This is a genomic window from Sphingomonas sp. BL2, from assembly GCF_056680015.1.
In genome coordinates, this window is sequence record NZ_CM155261.1 from 3222301 (window position 1) to 3247672 (window position 25372).

At 65.5% G+C, this 25372-nt stretch carries 20 protein-coding genes; 11 read left to right on the forward strand and 9 right to left on the reverse strand.

All coding sequences use genetic code 11. The features are described from left to right. Positions 1–33: 33 nt before the first annotated feature. Positions 34–1404 carry a cytochrome P450 gene (locus tag AC1ME3_RS14975; protein ID WP_480953782.1) on the reverse strand — a complete coding sequence of 457 codons (1371 nt, stop codon included), beginning with the start codon at positions 1402–1404 and terminating at the stop codon, positions 34–36. A 104-nt stretch (positions 1405–1508) separates the two neighbouring features. On the opposite strand from AC1ME3_RS14975, the gene AC1ME3_RS14980 reads away from it, so the two are divergent. Beyond that, on the forward strand, positions 1509–2288 hold the full coding sequence (locus tag AC1ME3_RS14980; protein WP_480953783.1) for an SDR family NAD(P)-dependent oxidoreductase: 780 nt from the start codon (positions 1509–1511) through the stop codon (positions 2286–2288). Positions 2289–2554: 266 nt separating this feature from the next. Here AC1ME3_RS14980 and AC1ME3_RS14985 read toward each other — a convergent pair whose 3' ends face one another. Continuing rightward, positions 2555–4171, reverse strand: coding sequence for a choline dehydrogenase (locus AC1ME3_RS14985; RefSeq protein WP_480953784.1), 1617 nt, complete (start codon positions 4169–4171; stop codon positions 2555–2557). A 57-nt stretch (positions 4172–4228) separates the two neighbouring features. Next, positions 4229–4801 carry a TetR/AcrR family transcriptional regulator gene (locus AC1ME3_RS14990; RefSeq protein WP_253070455.1) on the reverse strand — a complete coding sequence of 191 codons (573 nt, stop codon included), beginning with the start codon at positions 4799–4801 and terminating at the stop codon, positions 4229–4231. A gap of 97 nt (positions 4802–4898) precedes the next feature. On the opposite strand from AC1ME3_RS14990, the gene AC1ME3_RS14995 reads away from it, so the two are divergent. The 7 genes from AC1ME3_RS14995 (at position 4899) to AC1ME3_RS15025 (ending at position 15023) form a co-directional block, all read left to right on the forward strand. Beyond that, entirely contained in the window at positions 4899–6152 is a 1254-nt protein-coding gene (locus AC1ME3_RS14995; protein ID WP_480953785.1) for an acetyl-CoA C-acetyltransferase, read from the forward strand. Then, positions 6152–7690, forward strand: coding sequence for an acyl-CoA synthetase (locus AC1ME3_RS15000; RefSeq protein WP_480953786.1), 1539 nt, complete (start codon positions 6152–6154; stop codon positions 7688–7690). Before AC1ME3_RS14995 ends, AC1ME3_RS15000 begins: the two co-directional genes overlap by 1 nt. Then, the gene (locus AC1ME3_RS15005; RefSeq protein WP_480953787.1) at positions 7687–8784 is read left to right on the forward strand and encodes an acyl-CoA dehydrogenase family protein; all 1098 of its coding nucleotides are present in this window, start codon (positions 7687–7689) and stop codon (positions 8782–8784) included. Before AC1ME3_RS15000 ends, AC1ME3_RS15005 begins: the two co-directional genes overlap by 4 nt. A 12-nt stretch (positions 8785–8796) precedes the next feature. After that, positions 8797–10002 carry an acyl-CoA dehydrogenase family protein gene (locus AC1ME3_RS15010; protein ID WP_480953788.1) on the forward strand — a complete coding sequence of 402 codons (1206 nt, stop codon included), beginning with the start codon at positions 8797–8799 and terminating at the stop codon, positions 10000–10002. Next, positions 9999–10967: an NADPH:quinone oxidoreductase family protein gene (locus AC1ME3_RS15015; protein WP_480953789.1), complete on the forward strand. Its 969-nt coding sequence runs from the start codon at positions 9999–10001 to the stop codon at positions 10965–10967. The genes AC1ME3_RS15010 and AC1ME3_RS15015 overlap by 4 nt, the downstream gene beginning before the upstream one ends. 19 nt (positions 10968–10986) lie before the next feature. After that, positions 10987–12396, forward strand: coding sequence for a coniferyl aldehyde dehydrogenase (locus AC1ME3_RS15020; protein ID WP_480955846.1), 1410 nt, complete (start codon positions 10987–10989; stop codon positions 12394–12396). A 230-nt stretch (positions 12397–12626) separates the two neighbouring features. After that, positions 12627–15023 carry a TonB-dependent receptor gene (locus tag AC1ME3_RS15025; protein ID WP_480953790.1) on the forward strand — a complete coding sequence of 799 codons (2397 nt, stop codon included), beginning with the start codon at positions 12627–12629 and terminating at the stop codon, positions 15021–15023. 45 nt (positions 15024–15068) lie between these two features. On the opposite strand, the gene AC1ME3_RS15030 is transcribed toward AC1ME3_RS15025, so the two are convergent. Then, on the reverse strand, positions 15069–17048 hold the full coding sequence (locus AC1ME3_RS15030; RefSeq protein WP_480953791.1) for an ATP-binding protein: 1980 nt from the start codon (positions 17046–17048) through the stop codon (positions 15069–15071). 1 nt (position 17049) lies between these two features. Next, a complete protein-coding gene (locus AC1ME3_RS15035; protein ID WP_480953792.1) occupies positions 17050–18561 on the reverse strand; it encodes an ATPase domain-containing protein in 1512 nt (503 codons plus the stop codon). Positions 18562–18672: 111 nt separating this feature from the next. Between AC1ME3_RS15035 and AC1ME3_RS15040 the strand changes: the two genes are divergently transcribed. From AC1ME3_RS15040 to AC1ME3_RS15050, 3 genes are all read left to right on the forward strand, one after another. Further along, positions 18673–19176, forward strand: a complete 504-nt coding sequence (locus AC1ME3_RS15040; protein WP_480953793.1) for a DNA-deoxyinosine glycosylase — start codon at positions 18673–18675, stop codon at positions 19174–19176. Between the two features lie 22 nt (positions 19177–19198). Continuing rightward, complete coding sequence (locus tag AC1ME3_RS15045) at positions 19199–19699, forward strand: DUF1993 domain-containing protein (protein ID WP_480953794.1); 501 nt, start codon at positions 19199–19201, stop codon at positions 19697–19699. Between the two features lie 86 nt (positions 19700–19785). Then, on the forward strand, positions 19786–20370 hold the full coding sequence (locus AC1ME3_RS15050) for a DedA family protein (protein ID WP_480953795.1): 585 nt from the start codon (positions 19786–19788) through the stop codon (positions 20368–20370). Between the two features lie 376 nt (positions 20371–20746). Here AC1ME3_RS15050 and AC1ME3_RS15055 read toward each other — a convergent pair whose 3' ends face one another. The 4 genes from AC1ME3_RS15055 to epsC form a co-directional block, all read right to left on the reverse strand. Then, a complete protein-coding gene (locus AC1ME3_RS15055; protein ID WP_056058912.1) occupies positions 20747–20965 on the reverse strand; it encodes a hypothetical protein in 219 nt (72 codons plus the stop codon). A 122-nt stretch (positions 20966–21087) separates the two neighbouring features. Then, positions 21088–23577 carry a TonB-dependent receptor plug domain-containing protein gene (locus AC1ME3_RS15060; protein ID WP_480953796.1) on the reverse strand — a complete coding sequence of 830 codons (2490 nt, stop codon included), beginning with the start codon at positions 23575–23577 and terminating at the stop codon, positions 21088–21090. Between the two features lie 65 nt (positions 23578–23642). After that, positions 23643–24413 (reverse strand): gamma-glutamyl-gamma-aminobutyrate hydrolase family protein, encoded by a 771-nt coding sequence (locus AC1ME3_RS15065; RefSeq protein WP_480953797.1) that lies wholly within the window; start codon positions 24411–24413, stop codon positions 23643–23645. Beyond that, entirely contained in the window at positions 24410–25372 is a 963-nt protein-coding gene (gene epsC / locus AC1ME3_RS15070) for a serine O-acetyltransferase EpsC (protein WP_480953798.1), read from the reverse strand. The genes AC1ME3_RS15065 and epsC overlap by 4 nt, the downstream gene beginning before the upstream one ends.

A 25372-nucleotide genomic window follows, 5' to 3' on the forward strand; every position in this document is an offset into this window, starting at 1 on the left:
CCTTCGAATGAACCGCGCGAAGATGACACACTATTACGGGGTGGCAAGCGGTACGAACGTAACCGGCAAACCATCCTTCGGGCGCGGGATCGGGAACACCTGCCACGCGTCGCCGCTGCCCGCCGCCGCCTCGATCCGGTAGCGCGTGAGCAGGTGCGCGATCAGCAGCCGCATCTGCATCGTCGCGAAGTGCAGCCCGATGCACATGTGTGCGCCGCCGCCGAACGGCACCCACGCGAAACGGTGACGGCCCTTCGACGCTTCGGGGGTGAAGCGGAGCGGGTCGAACTTGTCGGGATCGGGCCAGTGCTCGGCCATTCGATGCGTGTAGGTGATCCCCGTGCCGACGTTCGTGCCCGCGGGAATGTCATAGCCGCCGAAGCTGAAATCCTTGAGCGCACGCCGCGGGATCGACGGGACCGGCGGCATCATCCGCAGCGATTCCTTGAACGCGTATTCGGTGAGGACGAGGCGATCGAGTTGCTCGGTCAGCGGCACGGCCGGGTCGAGCGCAGCGACCTCTTCGCGTAGCCGCTCCTGCCATTCCGGGTTGCGCGCGAGTAGCATCACGAGGCTGGTCGCGGACGAGGTGATCGTGTCGTGCGCGGCCATCATCAGGAAATTCATGTGGTCGGCGATCGCCAGCGCGGTCAGCGGCGCGCCATCGTCATCGGTCGCGCGGCAGAATTGCGAGAAGAAATCCTGGCCGTCGCCGGTCCGGCGCGCGGGGATTTCGCGCTCGAAGAAGTCGACCAGATACGCGCGCGCCTTCACGCCCTTGCGCATCGGCGTACCGGGCCAGGGTTTGCGGATCGGCGAGACGCTCGCCTGGACCTCGTCGACGAATGCCTGGTTGATCCGGTCCGCCTCCGCGCCAAGCGGCACGCCGAGGAAGCTGGTCGCGGCGAGATCGAGCGTGAGCTTCTTCACTACATCGTAGAAGCGCAAGGTCTGCCCGGCCCAGCCGCCGATCGCGGACTCGATCCCAGCATCGAGTTCGGCCGCATAATGCCGCATCGGTTCGGGCTTGAACGCAACCGACAACGCCTTGCGATCGGCGCGGTGCTTGTCGAAATCCATCAGCATCAGGCCGCGCGGGAACAGCAGATTGAGCAGCGGGCCCCAGCCCTGTTCGGACGAGAAGATCTTGTCTCGATCGAACAGCACCAGCTCGTTCGCATCGGGACCAAGCAGGTTGACGCCGGTCCCGCCGAGCGCGCGATTGCGATAGATCGGGCCGTACCGCGCCGCCATGCCTTCCGAGAACGCGATCGGATCGGCCAGCAACTTGAACGTGTTGCCGACGAAGGGCAGGCCGTTGCTTCCCGGAATATGATCCAGCGCACCCTTGGGCTGGCGCGGAAGCCAATGCGGGCTGGCGTTCTGCAACATGGCGTGGCTCATCGTCGGATCCTCAGCGACATGCCGGCTTGGCAAGCCTCGAATACCGGCATAACTAATGTTCTGCAACCGGGGCGCGGACCTCGGGGCTTTGACAGGAGAGATGCATGGACCTCGCAAACACTGCTGCCGTCGTGACCGGCGGCGCGTCGGGCCTGGGTGCCGCCACGGCGCGTGCGCTGGCCGCCAAGGGGGTAAAGGTGGCGATCTTCGATCTCCAGGCGGACAAGGGCGAGGCGCTGGCGGACGAGATCGGCGGGGTGTTCTGCAAGGTCGATGTCACGTCCGACGACAGTGTTGATGCGGGGTTCGCGGCGGCGCGCGCGGCGCACGGCCAAGAGCGGATCCTGGTCAATTGTGCGGGCACGGGGAACGCGGCGAAGACTGCGGGGCGATCGAAGCAGGACGGGTCAATCAAGCATTTCCCGCTCGATGCGTTCGATCGGATCATCCAGATCAACCTGGTCGGCACGTTCCGCTGCATCGCCAAGTCGGCGGCGGGAATGCTGACGCTGGAGCCTGGCGAGGATGGCGAGCGTGGGGCGATCGTCAACACAGCGAGTGCTGCGGCGGAGGACGGCCAGATGGGCCAGGCCGCATATTCGGCGTCGAAGGCGGGGGTGGTCGGGATGACCTTGCCGATCGCGCGCGATCTTATGAGCGAGGGGATTCGGGTGAACACGATCCTCCCGGGGATTTTCGACACGCCTTTGCTGGCCGCAGCGCCGCAGCAGGTGCGTGATGCGCTGGCGGCATCCGTGCCGTTTCCGAAGCGCTTGGGACGACCCGAGGAATTCGCGGCGCTCGCGCTGACGATGATCGAGTGCGGGTATTTCAATGGGGAGGATGTGCGGCTGGACGGCGCTATCCGGATGGCGCCGCGGTAAATCGCCCTCGCCATTCCCACGGCCAATTCGCTGCCGGCTCTTTCCCTGTCCCAATTTGAACAGAGAGACATCCGAGGCGACGAAGGGTGAGGATGGTCGGTGCGCGATACGACAACCTACCACCACCCCGGCGGAGGCCGGGGCCCAGTTGGAAAGGTAGCAATAACGAAGCGCGATCCTTTGTTAACACCGTTCCCCAACTGGGCCCCGGCCTCCGCCGGGGTGGTGGACTATGTGGTTAAGGTGGTGGAAGCCGCGCGGCGCCCTCAAGCCGCCCGTGCAAGTTGCCGCCCCTTGATCATGTCCGCCGCCTTTTCCGCAATCATGATCGTCGGCGCGTTGGTGTTCGATCCGATCAGCGTTGGCATGACCGAGGCATCCACCACCCGCAACCCCTGAAGCCCGCGCACGGCCAAGGTCGCGTCGACCACCGCCAGCTTATCGTCCGAAGTGCCCATCTTGCACGTCCCGACCGGGTGGTAGATCGTCTCCGCCGTCCGCCTTACCCAGGCGTCGATCTCGTCGTCGGTCCGCACATCCTCGCCCGGCGACAACTCCCCAGCGCGGTACGGATCGAGCGCCGCCTGCCGAGCAACGTCGCGCCCAATCCCGACGCAGGCGCGCATCACCCGGCGATCCTCCGCGGTCGCCAGATAGTTCGCGACGATCGTCGGATCAGCAAACGGATCGGCCGAGCGCAGCCCGATCCGTCCCCGGCTTTCGGGGCGCAACTGGCAGAGATGCAGCGTGAAGCCGTCCTCGGTCGCCTTCACCTTGCCGTGATCCTGCATGATCGCGAGCACTGCGTGGATCTGCACGTCGGGCCGCAGCCCCTCGCGCGACGACACGAACGCACCCGCTTCGAGGAACTGCTGCCGCCCTGCCCCCTTGCCGCGCAACAGGTAATTGAGCCCGACGCCGATCATCCCGACGCCTTTGGTCATCGCGTACCCGGTTCGCAGCCCGCGCGATTTCCAGTTCATTACGACGTCGAGATGGTCCTGCAAATTCTCGCCGACACCGGGCAGCGCGTGCACCACGCCCACCCCCGCCGCGGTCAGCCGATCCGGATCGCCGATCCCCGAAAGCTGGAGGATATGTGGCGACTGCACTGCCCCCGCGCACAACAGCACTTCACGCGCCGCGGTCACCGACTCCGCCCGTGCCCCCTTGTCGAGCACATAGTCGACACCGACCGCACGCCCCTTGTCGATCCGTATCCGCGTCGTCCGCGCGCCCGTCACGCAGGTCAGGTTGCGCCGCGTCAGCACCGGGCGCAGATACGCCGCTGCCGTGCTCCAGCGCTTCCCGTCCGCGACGGTCAGGTCGTAGCGCCCGAAGCCCTCCTGGCTCGCGCCGTTGAAATCCTCGGTCACCGGATAGCCCGCCTGCCGTCCCGCCTCGACCAGCGCGTCGTAGAACGGGCTGTCGGACTCGCCGCCCGAGATCGTCAGCGGCCCGCCGCCGCCGTGCAGATCGCACTCGCCGCGGTGATGCCCTTCGAGCCGCTTGAAATACGGCAGCACATCGTCGAACGACCAACCGGGCAGGCCCATTTGCCGCCACTCGTCGTAATCCTGCGGATGGCCTCGCGTGTAGATCATGCCGTTGATCGACGAACTCCCGCCCAGCCCCTTGCCGCGCGGCCACCACAGCCGGCGATTGTCGAGATGCGGTTCGGGCTCTGTCGAAAAGCCCCAGTTGCTCGCATTCTTGCTCTTGATGAGTTCGCCGACGCCCGCCGGCATCCGCACCAGCACGCCGTCGTTGCGCCCGCCCGCCTCGAGCAGTAGCACCGACACATCGGGGTCCTCGGTCAGTCGCGCGGCGAGCACGCAGCCGGCCGAGCCCGCGCCGATAATCACGTAGTCATACGTCTGCATGCCCGCATCCTCTTGTTCGCGCTCCGCTTTTTTACGGAGTCGCGTTAGTCCACTACGCTAGCGCTCGCACAGCAGTGTCAGCAATCCCTCGCGAACGACGCTGCGCTCAATCCCTTCGGCGGCATGGACCTGGCTAAGACCGATCGCCAACAGCGCATAGCTACGAATCCCCGCCTCGGCAGGCGCGAACCCATGCGCCACGAGTTGCTCGACGAGGAACGCCATCACCGTGTCGTCATGCTCGCGGATCGCCGCGGCCACCCGCGCGTCGCTTTTTGCCCAGGCGCGCATCGCCAAGGCCAGCTGGGCCATGTCGTGGTCGCGAACATGATCCGCGAACGCGCGAATCCGCTCGACCGGTGGAAGCTCCGACGCGGACAGCGCGACGATCAACGGATCGATATGCGCTTCGACGAAATATCCTGCGAGCGCCGCATGATACCCGTCGAAGTCCTTAAAATGATGATAGAAGCTTCCCGTCGATGCACCAAGCGCCTGCGCCAGGCCGCGAAGCTTGAGCGCGCGAAGCCCGCCATTCTTCAGCAACTGCAAGCCGATTTCCAACCAGTCGCGCGGCGCCAGATCTGCGCGTGGTGCCGCCCCGTCTTCCAACAATACCCTGCTTGACAAGCCATTCCCCATAACGAATGTTACGTCGTACCGAAGCCGGACGCAATCCGGCATCAGGCACCACGATCGAAACCGGCGGGTGCAACAGGAGAGCGATGTGGCCGAGGCACTGATCATCGACGCCGTCCGTACCCCGCGCGGGATCGGCAAGACCGGCAAGGGCGCGCTTGCGCACATGCACCCCCAACATCTCGCCGCGACCGTCCTGAAGGCGATTGCCGAGCGAAACAAGCTAGATACCGCCGATGTCGACGACATCATCTGGTCGACCTCGAGTCAGCGTGGCGAGCAGAGCGGCGATCTCGGGCGGATGGCGGCGCTCGACGCGGGCTATGACGTCAAGGCGAGCGGGACGACGCTCGACCGGTTCTGCGGCGGCGGGATTACCGCGGTAAACTTCGCCGCGGCGCAGATCATGAGCGGGATGGAAGACCTCGTCATCGCCGGCGGGACCGAGATGATGTCGCTGACCACGACGATGATGCAGGACGACATGGCGGCGGGCAAGCGGCCGCTCGGCATCGGCTCGGGAAACGCACGGCTCGACGCGGCGCATCCGCAATCGAACCAGGGCATCTGCGCCGACGCGATCGCCAGCATCGAGGGGATCGACCGCGCAACGCTCGAAGCGCTCGGGCTGGAAAGCCAGCGCCGGGCAGCGGTGGCTATCGCCGAAGGGCGGTTCGATCGCAGCCTCGTCCCCGTCACCGACGATACCGGCGCAATGGTGCTCGAAAAGGACGAATATCCACGGCCCGACACGACCGCAGAGGGCCTCGCGGCGTTGCGCCCCTCGTTCGCTGGGATCGCCGACATTCCGCTCGACGACAAGGGTACGACGTATCGCAAGCAGATCAATCGCCGCTATCCCGACGTCGATATCAAGCACGTCCATCACGCCGGCAATTCGTCCGGTGTTGTCGACGGCGCCGCCGCCGTGCTGCTCGCCAGCGCCGACTATGCGGCCAAGCACGGACTGAAACCGCGCGCTCGGATCGTCGCGATGGCCAACATGGGCGACGACCCGACGCTGATGCTGAACGCCCCCGTCCCTGCGGCGCGGAAGGTGCTCGCGAAGGCTGGGCTCACCGTCGACGACATCGACCTTTGGGAGATCAACGAGGCGTTCGCGGTGGTCGCCGAGAAGTTCATCCGCGACCTGAAGCTCGACCGCGACAAGGTGAACGTCAACGGCGGGTCGATCGCGCTCGGCCATCCGATCGGTGCAACCGGGGCGATCCTGATCGGCACGATATTGGACGAACTCGAACGCCGCGACCTGAAGCGCGGGCTCGTGACGATGTGCGCGGGCGGCGGGATGGCCCCGGCGATCATCATCGAGCGCGTCTGATGCACCCCGTCGCGCACGCGCTGACGATGCCCGACAAGCCCGCCTACATCATGGCGGCGACGGGCGAGACGGTAACGTATCGCGACCTCGACGCACGGGCGAACCAAGGGGCGCATCTGCTCCGCTCGCTCGGATTGAAGCGCGGCGACGGGATTGCGGTGCTGATGGACAATTCGCCGCGCTATCTGGAGGTGATGTGGGCGGCCGAGCGCACCGGCGTCTATTGCACCTGCCTGTCGTCCAAACTGAACGCTAGCGAGGCGGCCTACATCATCCGCGACGGCGACTGCCGTGTGCTGATCGCGAGCAAGGGGTGCGGCGAGGTGGCGGCGGCGCTGGTACCGATGCTCGACGACGTGCGCCGCTACGTGGTCGACGGCGCGATCGACGGGTATGCGGCGTACGAAGCCGCGCGCGATACGAAACCCGCAACGCCCATTGCCGACCCCTCGCCCGGCGGAATCCTGCTCTATTCGTCGGGCACCACGGGCAAGCCCAAGGGCGTCAAGCACGCGCTGTCGGACGAGCCGTTCGGGACCAACGTCTCGCCGCTCGTGATGCTCGGCAAGGGGCTGTACGGGTTCACGCCAGAGATGATCTATCTCTCGCCCGCGCCGCTCTATCACGCCGCGCCGCTGCGGTGGTCGATGGCGGTGCATCAGGTCGGCGGCACCGTCGTCGTGATGGAGCATTTCGATCCCGAAGCCGCGCTCGCCGCGATCGAGCGGTTCCACGTCACGCACGCGCAATGGGTGCCGACGCACTTCATCCGGTTGCTCAAGTTGCCGCCCGAAGTCCGCGGCCGTTACGACGTGTCATCGCTAAAAGCGGTGTGGCACGCCGCCGCGCCCTGCCCGCTTCCGGTCAAGCAGGCGATGATCGACTGGTGGGGCCCGATCATCGGCGAATATTACGCCGGCACCGAGGGCAACGGGTTCTGCGCGATCTCCAGCGCGGAGTGGCTGACGCACAAGGGCTCGGTCGGCCGCAATCTTACCGCGCAGACGATGATCTGCGACGAGGAGGGCAACGCGCTGCCCCCGCGCGCTGAAGGCGACGTGTATTTTGCGGGCGGCGGCGCGTTCGAATACCACAACGACCCCGGCAAGACCGCGGAGGTCGCCAATGCGCACGGCTGGACGACGCTGGGCGACGTCGGCTGGCTCGACGAGGAGGGCTATCTCTACCTCACCGACCGCAAGAGCTTCATGATCATCTCGGGCGGCGTGAACATCTATCCCGCCGAGATCGAGAACCTTCTCGTCACCCACCCGAAGGTCGCCGACGTCGCGGTGATTGGCGCGCCGGATGACGAGATGGGCGAGCAGGTGGTGGCGATAATCTGCCCTGCCGACCCGACCGAGGATCGCGCGCAACTCGCCGCCGAACTCAGCGCGTTCGCCCGCGCCAACCTCAGCCATGTGAAAGCGCCGCGCAGGATCGACTTCCGCGACACGCTGCCGCGGCATGAGACGGGGAAACTCTACAAGCGCCTGCTCCGCGACGAATATTGGGCGAAGCCTAAGGAGTCCGCATGAACTTCGATTATTCCGACGACCAAAAATTCCTCAAGGACGAAGCGCGCAAGTTCCTCGGCGCGCATTGCGGCAGCGACCGCGTCCGCGCGGTGCTCGACGATCCCGCCAAAGCATATGATGCGGACCTGTGGAAAGCGGTCGGCGCACAAGGCTGGCTCGGTGCAGCGATCCCCGAAGAGTTCGGTGGGCTAGGTCTCGGCCACATCGAACTCTGCGCGATCGCAGAGGAACTGGGGCGGGCCTGCGCGCCGATCCCGTTCGCCTCGACCGTCTATTTCGTCGCCGAGGCCCTAATGCTCTACGGGAACGCGGAGCAGAAAGCGAAGTGGCTCCCGAAGATCGCAGCGGGCGACGTCATCGGCGCGTTCGCCACCTCGGAAGGTGCCGGCCCGGTCACCGCGCGCTCGGTCCGCACCGCCGTCTCCGGTGGCAAGCTTACCGGCGAGAAGATCCCCGTTACCGATGGCGACGTCGCCGATCTGATCGTTGTCCTGGCCCGCGACGGCCTCTACCTGGTTGAGGAGTGCGCAGGCGTCACGGTCGAGGTGCTCGAAACGCTAGACCCGACCCGCAGCGCCGCTCGCCTGACCTTCACCGACGCGCCTTGCGAGAAACTCGGTAGCGACGACGGCATCGCCGCGATGCAGGCCGTATTCGACCGCGCCGCCGTCCTCCTCGCGTTCGAGCAGCTCGGCGGCGCGGATCGCTGTCTTGAGATGGCGAAAGGCTACGCGCTCGATCGCTACGCCTTCGGCCGGCAGATCGGCGGCTACCAAGCCATCAAGCACAAGCTCGCCGACATGTATGTGAAGAACGAACTCGCGCGCTCGAACGCCTATTATGGTGCGTGGGCACTGAACGCGGGCGCCGCCGAACTCCCGCTCGCCGCCGCCACCGCGCGGGTTGCTGCGTCGGACGCGTATTGGTTCGCGTCTAAGGAGAACATCCAGACGCATGGCGGGATGGGCTTCACGTGGGAGTCCGACTGCCACCTCTATTACCGCCGCTCGCGCCAGCTCGTACTCGTCGCCGGCAGCCCCGCGGCTTGGCGCGAACGCCTCGTCGGCCAACTCGAAATGCGCAACGCCGCCTGATCGGAGCAGCACATGGACTTCAAGGACAGCGACGCCGAAGCCACTTATCGCGCCGCCGCGCGCGACTGGCTCGACGCGAACATCGCGGAGCACGACGCGGGCCATTACCCCGACGACATGACCAAGGCTAAGGCGTGGCAGGCGCGCAAGGCTTCCGGCGGCTATGCTTGCATCACATGGCCGCAGGAATGGGGCGGCGGCGGTGGCACGCCGATCGAAAGCGTCATCTTCGGGCAGGAAGAAGCGCGCCACGCGGTCGATGGCAGCTATTTCACGATCGGGCTCGGCATGTGCGTGCCTACCGTGATGGCCTATGCGGACGACGCGACCAAGCACCGCTTCGTCGGCCCCGCGGTGCGCGGTGACGAGATCTGGTCGCAGCTCTTCTCCGAACCCGCCGGTGGCTCGGACGTCGCCGCGATCCGCACCCGAGCGGTCAGGGACGGCGACGACTGGATCATCAACGGCCAGAAGGTCTGGACCTCGGGCGCGCATTACAGCGATTACGGGATCGTCCTGGTCCGCACCAATCCCGACGTCCCCAAGCACCAGGGCCTGACGATGTTCTGGCTCGACCTGAAGGCACCGGGGATCGAGATCCGCCCGATTCACCAGATGTCCGGCGGGTCGAGCTTCAACGAAGTCTGGTTCGAGGACGTCCGGATATCCGACGCGCAACGCCTCGGACCCGTAGACGGCGGCTGGAAGGTCGCGCTGTTCACGCTGATGAACGAGCGCCTCGCGATCGGCACGAGCGGCGGCGTCGGCCCCGAAGACATTCTCGCCTTCGCCGCCCAGGCCAACGGCGCAGACGGGCCGCTGCTGAAGGATGCCGCGTTCCGCCAGACGCTTGCCGACTGGTGGGTGCAATCGGAAGGCTTGCGCAACACCCGGATGCGGACGATCACCGCGCTGTCGAAAGGCCAGGTCCCCGGTCCCGAAAGCTCGATCGGCAAGATCGTCGCCGCCAACCAACTACAGGCCATCGGCAACACCGCGGTCGAGGCGGGCGATCAATACGGCATCATATCCGACCCTGCGCTCACCCCGCTGAAAGGCGCGTTCCACGCCGCGACGATGTGGGCACCAGGTCTCCGTATCGCCGGCGGCACCGACGAGATCCTCAAGAACATCATCGCCGAACGCGTGCTCGGCCTGCCTGGCGAAATTCGCGTCGACAAGGATCAGGCGTTCCGGGACCTCCCGGTCGGCGCGTGAGAGCGGTACGCGTCTCGGGGCTGTCGGCGGACCTGTCGGGCGTAGCGCTCGACGACATACCCGAGCCAAAGCGGTCGCCGGGCCAGTTGCTCGTGCGGATGCGTGCGACTTCGCTCAACTATCCGGACTTGCTGATGACGCGCGGCGAGTATCAGCTGACACCGCCGCTCCCGTTCGTGCCGGGCATGGAAGTCGCGGGCGACGTGATCGAGGCGGAGGCAGCTAGCGGTTTCGCTCCCGGTGACCGGGTGCTGTGCGGCACGCGGCTCGCCGCGTTCGCCGAAATCGTCGCGTGCGATGCCAGCGCCGCCCGCCTTATTCCCCCGCGCCTCGACTATGCAACGGCAGCCTCGATCGGCGTCGCCTACCTGACCGCCTATGTGGCGCTCGTCCGTCTGGGCGCACTTGCAACCGACGACTGGGTTTTGGTCCACGGTGCTACCGGCGGCGTCGGGCTTGCCGCGGTCGATCTAGCGCAAGCCCTGGGCGCGCGCGTGATCGCCACGTCGCGCTCGGCGGAAAAGTTGCGGGTCGTTGCCGACACGTACGCGCCCGCCGTCACCATGCCTGCACCCGGCTTTCGCGACGCGGTGCGCGACCTGACCGGCGGGGGCGCGGATATCGTCGTCGATCCCGTGGGCGGCGACGTGTTCGACGAGTCGACCCGCTGCATCGCATTCGGCGGACGCCTGATGGTCGTCGGGTTCGTCTCGGGCCGGATCGCGACGCTGCCGACCAACATGGCGTTGATCAAGGGCTTTTCCGTCATCGGCGTCCGCGCCGGCGAATATGCCCGCCGCTTCCCGCGGCTCGGCACCGAGAACCTCGATGCGATATGGGCGATGGCGGGCGAAGGTCGCCTCCGCCCCCGCGTCCATGCCATATATCCCCTGGCCGAATGGCGGGACGCGTTTGCCGCCATGGCCGCTGCAACGCATGTCGGCAAGATCGTGCTCGTGCCCTGAAGGACCGCCAATGACCGATATGCAGACTATCCTCGCCGGCCAGCGTGATGCGTTCATGGCTGAGCTTCCTGTCACCAGAGCGGTGCGCCTCGACCGGCTCAAGCGCGCGGCGGCGATGGTGCGGGATAATGCTACGGCGTTCTGCGACGCGGTATCGGAGGATTTCGGGCATCGTAGCCGCGAGCAGACGATGATCACCGATATCGGTGCCTCGCTCGCGCCGATCGCGCATGCCGCGAAACATCTCGATCGGTGGATGCGGCGGGAGCGGCGCGCGGTCCAGTTCCCACTGGGGCTGCTCGGCGCGAGGGCGTGGGTCGAATATCAGCCCAAGGGCGTTATCGGCATCATCGCGCCATGGAATTTCCCGGTAAACCTTCTGATGGCGCCGCTGGCCGGCGTGTTTGCAGCGGGCAATCGCGCGATGGCGAAGACGAGCGAGTATACGCCCGCGACGGCCGCGCTGTTCGACGACCTTGTGCCGAAGTATTTCGCGCAGGACGAATTCGTCATCGTCTCAGGCGGTGCGGATGTCGGGAAGGCGTTTGCCGCATTGCCGTTCGACCATCTCATCTTCACCGGCGCGACCGCGATCGGCCGCCACATCCTTCACGCGGCCGCCGACAACCTGACGCCGGTCACGCTCGAACTCGGTGGCAAGTCGCCAGTCATCCTCGGCACATCGGCGGATATCGCGCGGGCGACCGAACGCGTGACGCTCGGCAAGATGATGAACGCCGGTCAGATCTGCCTCGCGCCTGACTATCTCCTCGTCCCCTCGGCGAACGAAGCCAAGGTCGTCGACGGCATCAAGGCGGCAGCTAGCACAATGTACCCGACGCTGCTTGCCAACGCCGACTACACCTCGGTGGTCAACGATCGCCACCACCAGCGCCTCACCGAGTGGATCGCCGACGCCCGCGCGAAGGGGGCGACCGTCGAGGTCGTGAACCCCGCCAATGAGGATTTCGGCGCCGCCAATTCGCGGAAGATGCCGCTGCACATCGTCCGCGACGCGAGCGACGACATGATCGTTATGCAGGAGGAGATCTTCGGCCCGGTCCTGCCGATCCGCCGCTATGACGGGATCGATGACGCGATCGCGCAGGTGAACCGCCGCGACCGTCCGCTCGCGCTCTATTATTTCGGCACCGACGACACCGAGCGCCGTCGCGTCATGGACCGGACGATCTCGGGCGGCGTGACGCTCGACGACGTGATATTCCACGTCTCGATGGAGGACCTTCCCTTCGGCGGCAGCGGACCGTCGGGGATGGGTGCGTATCACGGGATCGACGGCTTCCGGACGTTCAGCCATGCGCGGGCTGTCTACAAGCAATCGAAGCTCGATGTGGCCAAGCTTGCCGGGCTTAAGCCTCCTTATGGTGCGGCGGCGGCGAAGACGATCGCGCGGATGATGCGGGGGTGAATGCAGGCATGATTATCATAAGTGCCCTCACCCTTCCCACGGCTAAGTAGCCGCGTGCCCCTTCCCTCTCCCCGTTGGGAGAGGGAGGTCGGTCGTCCCGTTGAGCGAGGCATTCGGGTCACTACCGTAACAATATCGCCGATCGTCTCGAAATCGTCTTCGAACTGTCGCCGACGCGTCACGTCGATCGGCAAAGGGCCGCTGAGCGCCGTCGCGCTTCAGGGGACATCATGCAGACCATATCGTCGCTTTTCGCCGGTGTCGCACTCGCGGCGCTCGCCACGCCTGCCGCGTTTGCCCAGGCCGCACCGGAAACCCCGGTAGTTGCGCCGGCAGAAGTCCAAGCCGATCCGGCACCTGAGACGTCGTCCGACATCGTCGTGCTCGGCTTTGGCCAGAGCCGCCAGGTGCAGAGCGTCAGCGCCGTCGACCTCGCGCGCCTTACTCCCGGTTCGAGCCCGTTGAAGGCGATCGAAAAGCTTCCCGGCGTCAATTTCCAGGCGTCCGACCCGTTCGGCGCGTATGAATGGGCGGTCCGGATTTCGCTGCGCGGGTTCAACCAGAACCAGCTCGGCTTCACGCTCGACGGCGTGCCGCTCGGCGACATGAGCTACGGCAACGTCAACGGCCTGCACATCAGCCGCGCGATCATCTCCGAGAACGTCGCCCGCACCGAAGTCGCACAGGGCGCCGGCGCGCTCGGCACCGCATCGACCAGCAATCTCGGCGGCACGATCCAGTTCTTCAGCGACAAACCGCGCGACACCGCCAACGTCACCGGCGGCGGGACCTATGGTTCGGACAACACGTACCGCGGCTATGCGCGTATCGACAGCGGCGATCTCGGCGGCGGGCTGAAGGGCTATCTCAGCTACGGCTACCTCACCACCGACAAGTGGAAGGGCGACGGCGTCCAGCGCCAGCATCAGGCGAACGGCAAGATCGTCAAGGATCTGGGCAGCTTCGGCAGCCTGTCCGCGTTCGTGAACTTCTCCGATCGTCGCGAGCAGGACTACCAGGATCTCAGCTACGACATCATCCGCCGCCGCGGCCTGCGCAACGACAACATCGCCGACAACTATCCGCTCGCGTTGCAGATCGCGAAAACCTACCAGAACCAGGGTGCGCTCGCGACGTATACGAAGGCGAACAACGGCTCTTCGGTCGGCTTCGTCGCGCCGTGGTCCGGCGTTGGCACGACCTTCCCGACCGGGTTTGGCACTGTCGACGATGCGTACTTTGACGCAGGCGGCGTCCGGCGCGATTACCTCGGCGGCGTCACGCTCGACGCAAACCTGACGCCCGAGCTGACCATGACGACGACCGGCTATTATCACAACAACAAGGGCCAGGGATCGTGGATCACGCCCTATTCGCCCACCCCGGCCGGCGCGCTGAACCAGGACGGCAGCGCGATCACCGCACCGAGCCCACTCGGCTTCCGGACGACGGAATACAGCATCAAGCGCGGCGGTGCGCTCAGTAACATCGCCTATGAGACGGGTGCGAACACCGTCGAAGTCGGCGGCTGGCTGGAGACGAACACCTTCACGCAGGCGCGGCGCTTCTATGGGATGACGGACAGCGCCACGCCCAACCGCGACGTGCTGAAGTTCCAGAAGAATTCGTACGCGACGCAGTGGGACGGCAAGTACGGCACCGACACGATGCAGTATCATGTCGAGGACACGCTTAAGCTGGCGGGCGATCGGTTGATCGTCAACGCCGGGTGGAAGGGCGCCTATGTCGTCAACAGCGCGACGATGCTGCCCGATACGACCGCGCCGCTGTCGATCGGCCGCATCTCCGCCAAGGACTGGTTCCAGCCTCAGGCCGGTATCCTGTTCAAGCTGACGCCGGCGGCGGAAGTCTTCGCGGACTATACCGAGAACATGCGCGCGTTCGTGTCGTCGGCGACCACCGGGCCGTTCGCGGCGACGCAGACGGGCTTCAACGCCGTCCGCGGGCGCCTCAAGCCCGAGCGCTCGAAGACCGCGGAAGGCGGTGTCCGCTTGCATAGCGGACCGTTCCAGGCGTCGGCGGTCGGCTATTATGTCGACTTCTCGAACCGCCTGCTCGCGTTTGCGAACGGCGTCGGTATCCTCGGCAACGCACCGACGCTCAACAACGCGGGCAGCGTGCGCACGTACGGCGCCGAAGTCTCCGCCAATTACCGCGTGTTCCGCCCGCTCTCGCTGTTCGCGAGCTATTCCTACACCAACGCGGAATATCAGGACACGGTCACCGACGCCTCCGGATCGGTCCAGGTCCGCAAGGGCGACACCGTCGTCGATACGCCCAAGCACATGGTCAAGGGCGAGATCGTGCTCGAACAGTCGGGCTTCACCGGTCGGGTCGGCGCGGATTACATGAGCAAGCGCTACTTCACCTATCTCAACGACCAATCGGTGCCGAGCCGCGTGCTGGTCGATGCGAGCATCGGCTACCGCTTCGAAGGCGATGGCGCACTGCACGGCGTCGCGATCGAGGGCAACGTCACCAACCTGACCAACAAGAAGTATATTTCGACGATCGGGTCGAACGGTTTCACCGCGAGCGGTGACAATCAGACGCTTCTCGCCGGCGCACCGCGGCAGTTCTTCGTTTCGTTGAAGAAGGGCTTCTGAAACTGGGACGAATATCGGACCGGGGGGTATCCGCCCGGTCCGATCTCACTCGACCGCGCGCAGCTTCGGGCGGCCCGGCGGCGACTGGCGCAGCAGTTCGTCGACCCGCGCGGCGAGATCGGTCTGGCGGAACGGCTTCGACAAACGGGTGACGCCCTCGGGCACGTCCTCGCCCGCCGCGGCATAGCCGGTCACCAGCAAAGCCGGGATGCGGTTGCCTGACGACCAGAGTTCGGTGATGAGTTGTCCTCCGGTCATGCCCGGCATCAGGTAATCGCTGACGAGGATGTCCGCATCGACGCCGGATCGGATTGCCGACAGCGCCTGGCTGGCGGAGGGGACCTCGACCACGACATAGCCGATGTCGCGCAGCATGTCGGCGGTCGCCGCGCGTACCAGATCCTCGTCGTCGACAAGCAACACCTTGGCCGCACGCCGCGCGATGACCGGCTCTGCGGTATTCTCTACCGTTTCGGTCGCCGCTTCCTCGGTTGCCGGCAGCCACAGCTCGACCGTCGTGCCGGAGCCGGGTTCGCTGGTCAGGCGGAGCGTGCCGCCCGATTGCGCGGCGAGGCCGTGGACCATCGACAGCCCCAGCCCGGTGCCCTTGCCGACGCCCTTGGTCGAGAAGAATGGCTCCGTCGCGCGGGCGAGCGTGGCGCGGTCCATGCCAACGCCGGTATCGATCGCAGCGATCCGTACGTAGCGATCTGGGGCAAGGCCGACCATGTTGCGATCGTCGACGACGACCTCGCTGACCGTCAGGGTGAGCTTGCCACCGCCTGGCATCGCATCGCGCGCGTTGATAGCGAGATTGAGCAGTGCGAGTTCGAGCTGATTGGGATCGACGCGCGCCGATGACAAATGTCGCGGAATCTCAAGCGTCACTGCGATCGACGGCCCGAGCGAGCGCCGCATCAGGTCGACCAACCCGTCGATCAGCGCGCCAATATCGACGGCGCGTGGCTGGAGAGCTTGCCGCCGGGCGAACGCCAGCAACCGCTGCGTCAACGTCGCCGCCCGCTCCGCCGCCTGCAACGCGCCGCTGATCATCCGCTGCGTACGCTCGTCGTCCTTGTGCCGACGTCGCAGCAGATCAAGGCTACCAACGATCGGCGTCAACAGATTGTTGAAATCGTGCGCGACGCCACCGGTCAGCTGGCCGATCGCATCCATCTTCTGCGCCTGCGCGAGTTGCGCGTCGGCTTCCTTCCGATCGGTGACGTCGGAGACCACGCCAGTCATCCGCGCGGCCTTGCCGGCATCGTCATACTGGACGCGCCCCTTGGCGACGAGCCACCGTGACGCACCGTCGGCCGCATCGATGCGGTACTCGACGTCGATAACGCCGGTTCGGGTCGCCTCGGTCATCGCGCGCGTGACGGTGCCCCGTTGTTTGACGTCGATATGGCTCAGGAAGGTTTCCATCGTCCAGTCGGGCCGACCCTCCGGATAGCCATAGATCGCATCGTGCCGCAGCGTCCGTCGGGATTCGCCGGTCGTCAGGTCGATGTCCCAGCTTCCCATGCCGGCAGCTTCGAGCGCGATTTCCAGGCTTTCGCGCGCGGTTCTGAGTTCGCTGGTCCGGTCGAGTACCGCGCGTTCGAGCGTCACCGCGACGTCGCGCAACTCATATTGCCGCCGCCGCGCCGTCAGCGCCGACCGGATCGCACCCAGCATCGCCTCGGCATGCAGCGGGCGCTCCAGCAGCAGGACATTGCCCAGGTCAGTAAGGCGTTGCGTGGCCCGCGGCGTGCGCGGCGTCCGCGTTCCGTTGGCCAGCACGACGAACTGGATATCCGCCCAATTGGGTTGCGCCGCGACCCATTCCGCCAGCGGAGCGACTTCCTCGGTGGCGAGTGCTTCCTCCGTCAGCATCACCGCGCCCGCGCCCTTGGCGAGTTCGGCGATCAGGTCCATCTGATCGCGGCACACATAGGCGACGATGTCATTCCGCCCGAGCAGGTCCGACGCGATTGCCGCATCGCGCCCACGGGGCGCCAGGATCAGGACGCGATCGTCCATATCAGACGCGCGAGTCCTGCATCCCCATCCGACTGGCCATCAACGTCTTTCCTTCGCCCGAGAATGTCGGAACGCCGGTCAGCACGCCCTGGAATTCGCGAAGGGGCTCGCCGACCAGCAATCCGTTGCTACCGATCTGAAACTCCCGGATCGTGCGTTCGTGCCGTGCGGTGCGCGTCTTGATGACCGAAATCGCCTGCCGCACCTCGCCATGCGCCTCGAAATAGCGGAGCTGGACGATCGTATCGGACAGATAACTGAGATCGACATCCGAGCGAACGTCGCCGGTGATCCCGTGCAGGCCGAGGATAAGCAAGCTGACGATCCCCTTCTGGCCGAGATACGTCAGCATCTCGTGCATCTGTAGGATCAGGAACTGTTCGTTCGGCATCGCCTGAAGATAGGCATTGAGGCTGTCGATGACGACGATCTTCGCTCCGTGCTGCTCGACCGCATTTCGCACCGCACCCGAGAATTCACCCGGCGACATTTCGGCCGGATCGATCGCCCGCAGTTCCAGTTGCCCGTTCTCGACGAACGGCGTCAGGTCCATGCCGAGCGACGCACTCCGCTTGAGCAACGTCGGCAACCGCTCGTCGAACAGGAAATACGCGGCGCGCTCGCCCCGCTCCAGCGCTGCGATCACCGACTGGACCGACGCGGTCGTCTTGCCGACACCTGCAGGCCCCGTCAGCAATGTCGCGGTGCCCGGGATCAAGCCACCACCCAGCAACGTGTCGAGTTCGGTCGAGCCGGTCGAAACGGCCTCGTCCGAATATTTCATGACGTGTTCGGATGCGACGAGGCGTGGGTAGACGCACAGTCCACCACGCTCGATCTCGAAATCGTGATAGCCGCCGCGATACCGCACGCCGCGCATCTTGACGACGTGGAGGCGGCGACGTTGCGCGCCGAACCCTGACAAGGTCTGTTCGAGCGAAATCACGCCGTGCGCGATGCTGTGTAACTGGAGATCGCTGCCCGAGCCGCTCTTGTCGTCGAGGAACAGCACGGTGCAGGCGCGCGTCGAGAAGAAGTGCTTGAGCGCGAGGATCTGGCGGCGATAGCGGATCGGGCTCTGCGCGAGCAGGCGCAGTTCGGACAGGCTGTCGATCACGACGCGCTTGGGGCGAAGCTCATCGACCTTCGCCATCACGTCGCGGATCGTCTCGCCGAGCTCGACCTCGCTCGGATGCAGTAACGTCTGTTCATGGTCTTCGCCGAGGCCGTCGGCCGGCACCATCTCGAACAGGGTCAGCGGGTCCAGCGACCAGCCGTGCGTCTGCGCCACCGCGCGCAGCTCGACTTCGGTCTCGGCCAGCGTGATGTACAGCCCCGCCTCGCCGACCGAAGCGCCGGCGAGCAGGAAGCCAAGCCCGAGCGTCGTCTTGCCCGTGCCGGGCGTACCCTCGACCAGGTACATCCGGTCCGGTGTCAGCCCCCCATTGAGAATGTCGTCGAGCCCGTCGATACCGGTCCGTGCGAGCGCCGGTAGTTGTCCGTTCAGTGCCAAGTGGCAGTCCTTCCTGTGATCGTACCGCGCGTGTTGCGACCATATGTGCCGACCCTAGGATATAACCGGCGTATCGCATAGTCTTGCGGTCGTGACAGTCCGGGGATCTTAATGTCGCTCAAGCACTCGTTTCCGCCGATTTTCGATTTCGAAGCGCGTGTTCTTGTTTTGGGTAGCCTGCCGGGCGACCGCTCGCTTGCCGCGCAGCGCTATTATGCGCATCCGCAGAACCAGTTCTGGCAGCTGATGTCGCCGGTCATCGGCTGCGATCTCGTCACGCTCGACTATGAGGATCGGCTGGTGGCGTTGCGGGCGAGCGGCGTGGCGCTGTGGGACGTGATCGGGTCGGCGCAGCGGACTGGAAGCAGCGACGCGGCGATCCTCGACGCCGAAGGCAACGACATCGTCGCGCTCATCGGCCGATTACCGAAGCTTCGCGCGGTCGCCTTCAACGGCGGTACCGCGCTCAAGCAGGGTCTTAAGCTGCTCGGACCGAACTTTGCTGGACCGAGCGTCGTCGCGCTTCCCTCCAGCAGCCCGCTGCATACGATTGGCGTCGCGGCAAAGCAGCCTGCCTGGAACCAGCTTGCCGCGTTCCTCCTCGACCGGACGTGATTGCGCGCCTACGCCTGTGTCCATGACCCCGCTCTATGACCTCACCGTCCCCGCGTTTCGCCGCGGTTTCGCCAGTCTTTCGGCGATCCTGAAATCGGGCGAAGCCTATGCACAGGAGCACGGCACCGCCGAGGCGGACATGCTCGGCACGCGACTGATCACCGACATGGCGCCGCTGACCGCGCAGGTCCAGCGCACCAGCGACACGGCCAAGGGTGCGATGGTCCGGCTCGGTGGCGTCCCGACGATCGCGATGGCCGACGACGAGACGAGTTTCGCAGCGCTGCAGCAGCGCATCGCCGCAACGCTCGCGTTCCTCGATGGCGTCCCGCGCGAGGCGATCGACGGCAAGGAAGATGCTGTAATCACGATCGTCACGCCCAGCCGGACGTTGGACTTCACGGGCCAAAGCTATGTCCTCGGGTTCGTGCTGCCCAATTTCTATTTCCACGTCACGACCGCCTACGCGCTGTTGCGGATGCGCGGCGTACCGATCGGCAAGATGGACTATCTCGGTCGATAGCAGCCCGCACCGACGTCGATAACCGCCCGTAGCGAGGCGGATAAATGATACTGGCGGAGAACTCCGCGCTGCGGCAAGGGCGAGCGATGTCGATCGAAACGCTCATCGCCCAATACGGCCTCGCCGCGATATTCCTGGGTGCGGGGCTCGAAGGCGAAACCGCGGTCGTGACCGGCGGCGTGCTGGCGCACCAGCACCTTCTGCCGCTTTGGGGCAGCGCCGCCGCGGCAGTCGCGGGATCGTTCGCCGCTGACCAACTCTTCTTCCTCGCCGGGCGCCGCTACCGCGACACCGCCCGTGTTCGGAAGATCGCTGCCAAGCCAGCCTTCGCCAAGGCACTCGACACGCTGGAACGTCACCCGACGGTCTTCATCCTCGGCTTCCGCTTTCTCTACGGCCTGCGCACGATCAGTCCGATCGCGATCGGCACGTCGCGTGTCCCCGCACGCACGTTCATGATGCTCAACGCGATCTCCGCGGTGGTCTGGGGCGTGATGTTCACCGGCATCGGCTATCTGTTCGGGGATACGCTGCTCGACGCGGTCCACAGCATCATGCCGAAGCACAAGTTGGCGGGCGTTGCGATCCTCGCAGTCGTCGTCGCGGTGGTGATGACCGCGATCCGCTATTGGCGCGGACGTCGATCCAACGCGGTACCGAAGACCAGCTGACTAATAGCGAATACTCGAGAATACGGCCCCTGTCAGATGCCGGCAGGTCGCGAACTCTTCCAAAGCTCGCACTCAAAAATGGTGGCCCAGCAGAGGGGATCCGCTGGACCACGAGGTTCCGTCTAGGGAGCTTCACTTCGCCTTGACGTTGCCCCGTTGTAAAACCCACTCATCAAATAGGAATAGAGTTATTCGCCGACTTCGGTGAGTAGAGTATAAATTGCGCCGAAATGCATTGACTCGATAACGTACTTCGACCGCTCAAAAATACAAAAGGCGGCTACTCCCCAGAAATGGGAAGTACGCCGCCTTTCGAGTTTTCTAACAGATGTTCGGCTACCGAACCAAGCCACCTGTTGCAATTTCAAGTCATTGATTAGAGCGCGTTGCCGCTCGAATTCGAATCGACCGAGTTCTCAAGGTCCGTCGAGTTGCTCGTTTCGATACCGTCTACCGCGGAAAGATTCGCATCCGACTCTTCGACGACCGTGTTCGACTGAATGTCGGTAACGTTCTCGGTCGCTGCGGGCTTGGTGCATGCGGCGAGGCCAAGCGCCAGGACTGCAATCATTGGCACGATCGTGATCTTCTTCATCGAATGGTCTCCGTGATGACTAGTGCAGAATTACGACCGCAATGCGCGAAATCGATCCTGGAACCGAAAGCTACCCAGCGATGCGGCCGAACGCAATACCCTATCGTACGACTATGATTTAATCACCAGCTCAGGCCCGCACGGGCGTAGACGTAGCGGCCGTTGAACCCGAACGGCGAGTAATAGGGATAGCCGATCACCCCGGTCGGGTTGTTCGCGATGCTCGTCGCATCGGGATAGACGTCGAACAGGTTGCTGACGCCAAGGCCGATCTGTGCGCCCTTCTTTGCCTGGTAGCGGAGTTCGAGATCGGTGATCAGGTGCTTGCCGCTGTGCACGTCGCCGGCCGCGGTCGTGCCCGGCTGCGTCACGTCGCCATAATAGGTGACGCGGGCCAGTGCCCCGAGCTGGTCGAGCGACCAGTCGATCGAGCCGGTAACCTTCTCGCCCGGCGTACCGTTCTCCAGCGATTCGATGCGGTTGCGGGCGAACAGCGTCGGTGCCGGGTTGAGCGTCGAGGTCGATGTCGGCACGCGGGTGACGTTCACGTCGTTGACGTTGCCGGCGATCGTCAGGTCGAACGTCCCCGCAGCATCGGTCGGCAGCCGGTAATGCGCGACCGCGTCGATGCCCTTTGTGGTCGAGGCGATGCCGTTGACGAAGAACCGCGCCGCCGTTGCCCCTGATCCTGCGAGCAAGTTGAGGATCTGCGCATTGACCGCGGCGGATTGGGTCGACGACGTGGTGATGTTCTCCGAAAGACCGATCTGATTGCGGATGCGGATGCGATAGGCGTCGACGGTTAGCTCGAACCCGCCGGCGCGGATCACCGTGCCCACCGAAAGATTGGTCGACTTCTCGGGCTCCAGCGGAAGGCCTCCGAGCCTGGCCGCGATGGGGCTTACCGATGGGTAGGTGCCGGTCTGAATTGGGTTTCCGTTTTGAATGACGGTTGCGACCGACGTGAAATACTGTTGCTGTAGTGCCGGCGCGCGGAAGCCGGTCGACGCCGTTCCACGCAATGCAAACCAGCGCGCGAAGTCATAGCGTGCGGAGACCTTGCCGGTGCCGGTCGAGCCGAAATCGGAATAGTCTTCACCGCGTCCGGCGAGCCCGAGCAGCAACTTGTCCGTCACCTGCGCTTCGACATCCAGATAGACGCTGCCGTTGCGACGGCTCCGCTCGATCGCGTTGTCCGGCGAGAATCCACCAAAGCCCTGCGCACCTGGGGGTGCGGTCGGCAGTGCGCCGGTCACTGTCCCCGCGGCGGGATAGCCATAGGATGCGAGTTCGCCCGACTGGATCTTGAACCCCTCGCGGCGGCCTTCGAGCCCGAATGCCACGTTCACACCTTGCAGAAGGTCGAATTTGCGATCGACGTCGAGCCCAACGATGTACTGGTCGTAGATCAGCGCGCCGTCCGAGAAATCCCTCTGCGTGGTGCGGCCATAGGCATAGTTCGCGGAATCCAGCGTCCGGAACCCGATCTTGTTGCGGCCATAGCTCGCGTTCAGGTCGACGTTCCAGTCGGCGACCACGCCCTTGATTCCGATCGCCGAGTTGATGTCGCGCGACTTGGTATTGATCAGCGGCAGGAAACCATCGGAAAGCCCTGCCAGCTCCAGTCGCGCGACTGCTACGGGGTCCGACTGCAGCGGCAATCGCGGGAAGGCCGCGCTGCGCGTGTCGCGGTCCTGATAGCCGAGCCAGCCGTACAGCTTCCACGTGCCGGTCAGCGTCGTGCCGGCGTTGGCGAAGATGCTGTATTGCTCGACCTTGGGATCGCCGAAGAGGCCTGTCACACGGCCCGGCGTCCCGGGAATTTTGACCAGCGTGCGCGTGTCGAAGTCGGCGCGGTTGGTCGCCTGGCGATCCAGATACTCGCCCGAAACGGTCAGGAAGCCGTCCTCGCCAAAGCCGATGCCTTGCCAGCCGGACACGGTCAGCGCATGCTCGCCATTCGTGCTGCGGCTGCCGCGCGCGGTGTCGATATCGGTGTTGTAGAAGCCGTAGTTGACGGTCATGCCACCGCCCGATCGTGCCTCGCGTAGCCGCAGGTTGACGACACCGGCGATCGCATCCGAGCCATATTGTGCGGACGCCCCGTCGCGCAGCACCTCGATACGGTCGAGCGCAACCGTCGGGATCGTGTTCAGATCGACCGCAGCCGAGCCGCGCCCGACCGACCCGCCGACGTTCAGCAGTGCCGCAGTGTGGCCACGCACGCCGTTGACCAGCACGAGCGTCTGGTCGGGCGAAAGGCCGCGCAACGTCGCCGGGCGGATCGCGTCGGTGCCGTCGACGGCGGACGGCCGCGGGAAGTCGATCGACGGCGCGATCGCCGACAGCGCTGCGCCGAGCTCGGTCGTCCCCTGGCGCTGGATCGCGGCCGAACTCAGCACGTCGACCGGCGACGCGCTGTCGAGCCGCGACCGACCAACCGCGCGTGTACCCGTGACGATGATATCGTCTCCCGTGTCGGGCGCCGCCGCGGGGTCTGCGGCAGGCGCGGTCGCCGTTTGCGCGGGCACGTCCTGCGCATAAGCAACATGCGCGCTGGCGAAGGCGAGGGTCGAGGTGGCGAGCGTCAACGCGGTACGATAAGCAGTCATGATAGTGTCCCTGTTAGTGGATCGCTCTGCGACGATCTCCGTGCGAACCAAACGAGTGGTCGCAGTCATCGGTCCCGATAGGTCCCAAGCGACTGGCCGATAAGTGAAAAGAATGCGCGGCTGGATGCGCTGGCTGCAACGTCCCATTCGGGATGCCATTGCACCGCCAGGACGTCGCCGCCGCACGGACGCGCCGAGAACGCCTCGACCAGCCCGTCCGAAACCGCATGCGCCTCGACGCTGAGCCCCTCCCCCAGCCGATCGATACCCTGCCGGTGAACCGACGTGACCGAGATGCTGGGCTCGGCGATCACTGCTGCGAGCATCCCGCCCGATCGCAGTCTCACGTCGTGGACATGGTCGAACAACGTCTCGTACGCTGTCGCGTCGTCGGTCGACCGGTAATGGCCATCGTCCAGCGCATCGGTCAGCGTGCCGCCGAACAGCACGTTCAGCTCCTGCAACCCGCGGCAGATACCGAACACCGGCCGCCCCGCCTCGATCATCCGGCCCGCCAGTTCGATCGCCACCGCATCACGGTCCAGATCGAGAGCGTCGTCGGCCGCGTCCGACTTGCCGTAGCGTGCCCCCGCGACGTTCGACCGCGATCCGGTCAGCAACAGGCCGTCGAGCCGTCCGGCCAGCGCCCGCGTGTCCATCGCATCCGCCACGGCCGGCACCAGCAATACGGTGGCGCCGGCATAGCGTACCAGCGGCTCGACGAAGCGGGTGGCGACCGCCTGGATCGGCCGATCGACCACTTCGTTGCAGCACAGCACGCCGATCACGGGCTTGGGCGGCCCATCCTCGCGCCGGCAACAGGCAAAGCGTCTCATGCGGCGCGCCCTCGCAGCGTCTCGTGCAGTTGATCCGCCGCATCGCCCGCCAGGATCACCGCAGTCGGCTGCGCGACGACGCTTCCCGCGGGCACGTCCTCCAGCAGCCAGACATTGCCGCCGATCGTCGCGCCCTGCCCGATCGTCACGCGGCCGAGGATCGTCGCGCCGGCATAGATCACCACGTCGTCCTCGACGATCGGATGCCGCGCCAGCCGTTCGCGCGCCGACACGTCGGTCACGCCGAGCGGACTGCGCGCGCCGAGCGTGACGTGCTGGTAGATCTGCACCCGGTCGCCGATGATCGCGGTCTCGCCGATCACGACGCCGGTACCGTGATCGATGAAGAAGCTGCGGCCGATCGTCGCGCCGGGGTGGATGTCGATGCCGGTGCGGTTGTTGGCGAGTTCGGAGATGATCCGCGCGACGATCGGTGCGCCGAGCCCGTAGAGCGCGTGCGCGATCCGGTGGTACAGGATCGCGACGATGCCGGGGTAGCAGATCAGGATCTCGTCCGCGCTGCGGGCCGCCGGATCGCCGAGGAATGCCGCGCGGACGTCGTCGTCGACCAGTTCGCGGATCGGCCCCAGTTCCGCGCAGAACAGGCCGATGATCATGCTCGCATGGCTGACGTCGAACGACAGCACCGCCTCTTCCTGCCAATAGGCGAATTCGCGTTCGACCTGCCGTTGCAGCCGTTCCAGCGCCTGACGGAGCCGCGTCTCGACGAACGCGTCCTCGCGCTCGACCGGACCTGCGAACATGCCGAGCCGCCCGGGAAACAGCGCGGCGACGAGATCGTCGAGCGCGCGACCGGTCTCGTCCAGCGACGGGAAGCGCGCGACGCTATGCCGGCCGTCCTGCTCCTGCCGCCAGGCGCGACGCGCGCTGCGCAGTTCGTCGATCGTCGTCGAGAGGTCGACCGGGTCGGATACTGATGACACGGCGTTGTCCTTCAT

What these genes read in the sequence shown, in the direction of transcription:
- AC1ME3_RS14975 (WP_480953782.1), bottom strand. Translation starts at nt 1,404, where the DNA reads ATGAGCCACGCCATGTTGCAGAACGCCAGCCCGCATTGGCTTCCGCGC.
- AC1ME3_RS14980 (WP_480953783.1), top strand. Translation starts at nt 1,509, where the DNA reads ATGGACCTCGCAAACACTGCTGCCGTCGTGACCGGCGGCGCGTCGGGC.
- AC1ME3_RS14985 (WP_480953784.1), bottom strand. Translation starts at nt 4,171, where the DNA reads ATGCAGACGTATGACTACGTGATTATCGGCGCGGGCTCGGCCGGCTGC.
- AC1ME3_RS15000 (WP_480953786.1), top strand. Translation starts at nt 6,152, where the DNA reads ATGCACCCCGTCGCGCACGCGCTGACGATGCCCGACAAGCCCGCCTAC.
- AC1ME3_RS15005 (WP_480953787.1), top strand. Translation starts at nt 7,687, where the DNA reads ATGAACTTCGATTATTCCGACGACCAAAAATTCCTCAAGGACGAAGCG.
- AC1ME3_RS15010 (WP_480953788.1), top strand. Translation starts at nt 8,797, where the DNA reads ATGGACTTCAAGGACAGCGACGCCGAAGCCACTTATCGCGCCGCCGCG.
- AC1ME3_RS15020 (WP_480955846.1), top strand. Translation starts at nt 10,987, where the DNA reads ATGCAGACTATCCTCGCCGGCCAGCGTGATGCGTTCATGGCTGAGCTT.
- AC1ME3_RS15025 (WP_480953790.1), top strand. Translation starts at nt 12,627, where the DNA reads ATGCAGACCATATCGTCGCTTTTCGCCGGTGTCGCACTCGCGGCGCTC.
- AC1ME3_RS15030 (WP_480953791.1), bottom strand. Translation starts at nt 17,048, where the DNA reads ATGGACGATCGCGTCCTGATCCTGGCGCCCCGTGGGCGCGATGCGGCA.
- AC1ME3_RS15040 (WP_480953793.1), top strand. Translation starts at nt 18,673, where the DNA reads ATGTCGCTCAAGCACTCGTTTCCGCCGATTTTCGATTTCGAAGCGCGT.
- AC1ME3_RS15045 (WP_480953794.1), top strand. Translation starts at nt 19,199, where the DNA reads ATGACCCCGCTCTATGACCTCACCGTCCCCGCGTTTCGCCGCGGTTTC.
- AC1ME3_RS15050 (WP_480953795.1), top strand. Translation starts at nt 19,786, where the DNA reads ATGTCGATCGAAACGCTCATCGCCCAATACGGCCTCGCCGCGATATTC.
- AC1ME3_RS15055 (WP_056058912.1), bottom strand. Translation starts at nt 20,965, where the DNA reads ATGAAGAAGATCACGATCGTGCCAATGATTGCAGTCCTGGCGCTTGGC.
- AC1ME3_RS15060 (WP_480953796.1), bottom strand. Translation starts at nt 23,577, where the DNA reads ATGACTGCTTATCGTACCGCGTTGACGCTCGCCACCTCGACCCTCGCC.
- AC1ME3_RS15065 (WP_480953797.1), bottom strand. Translation starts at nt 24,413, where the DNA reads ATGAGACGCTTTGCCTGTTGCCGGCGCGAGGATGGGCCGCCCAAGCCC.
- epsC (WP_480953798.1), bottom strand. Translation starts at nt 25,372, where the DNA reads ATGAAGGACAACGCCGTGTCATCAGTATCCGACCCGGTCGACCTCTCG.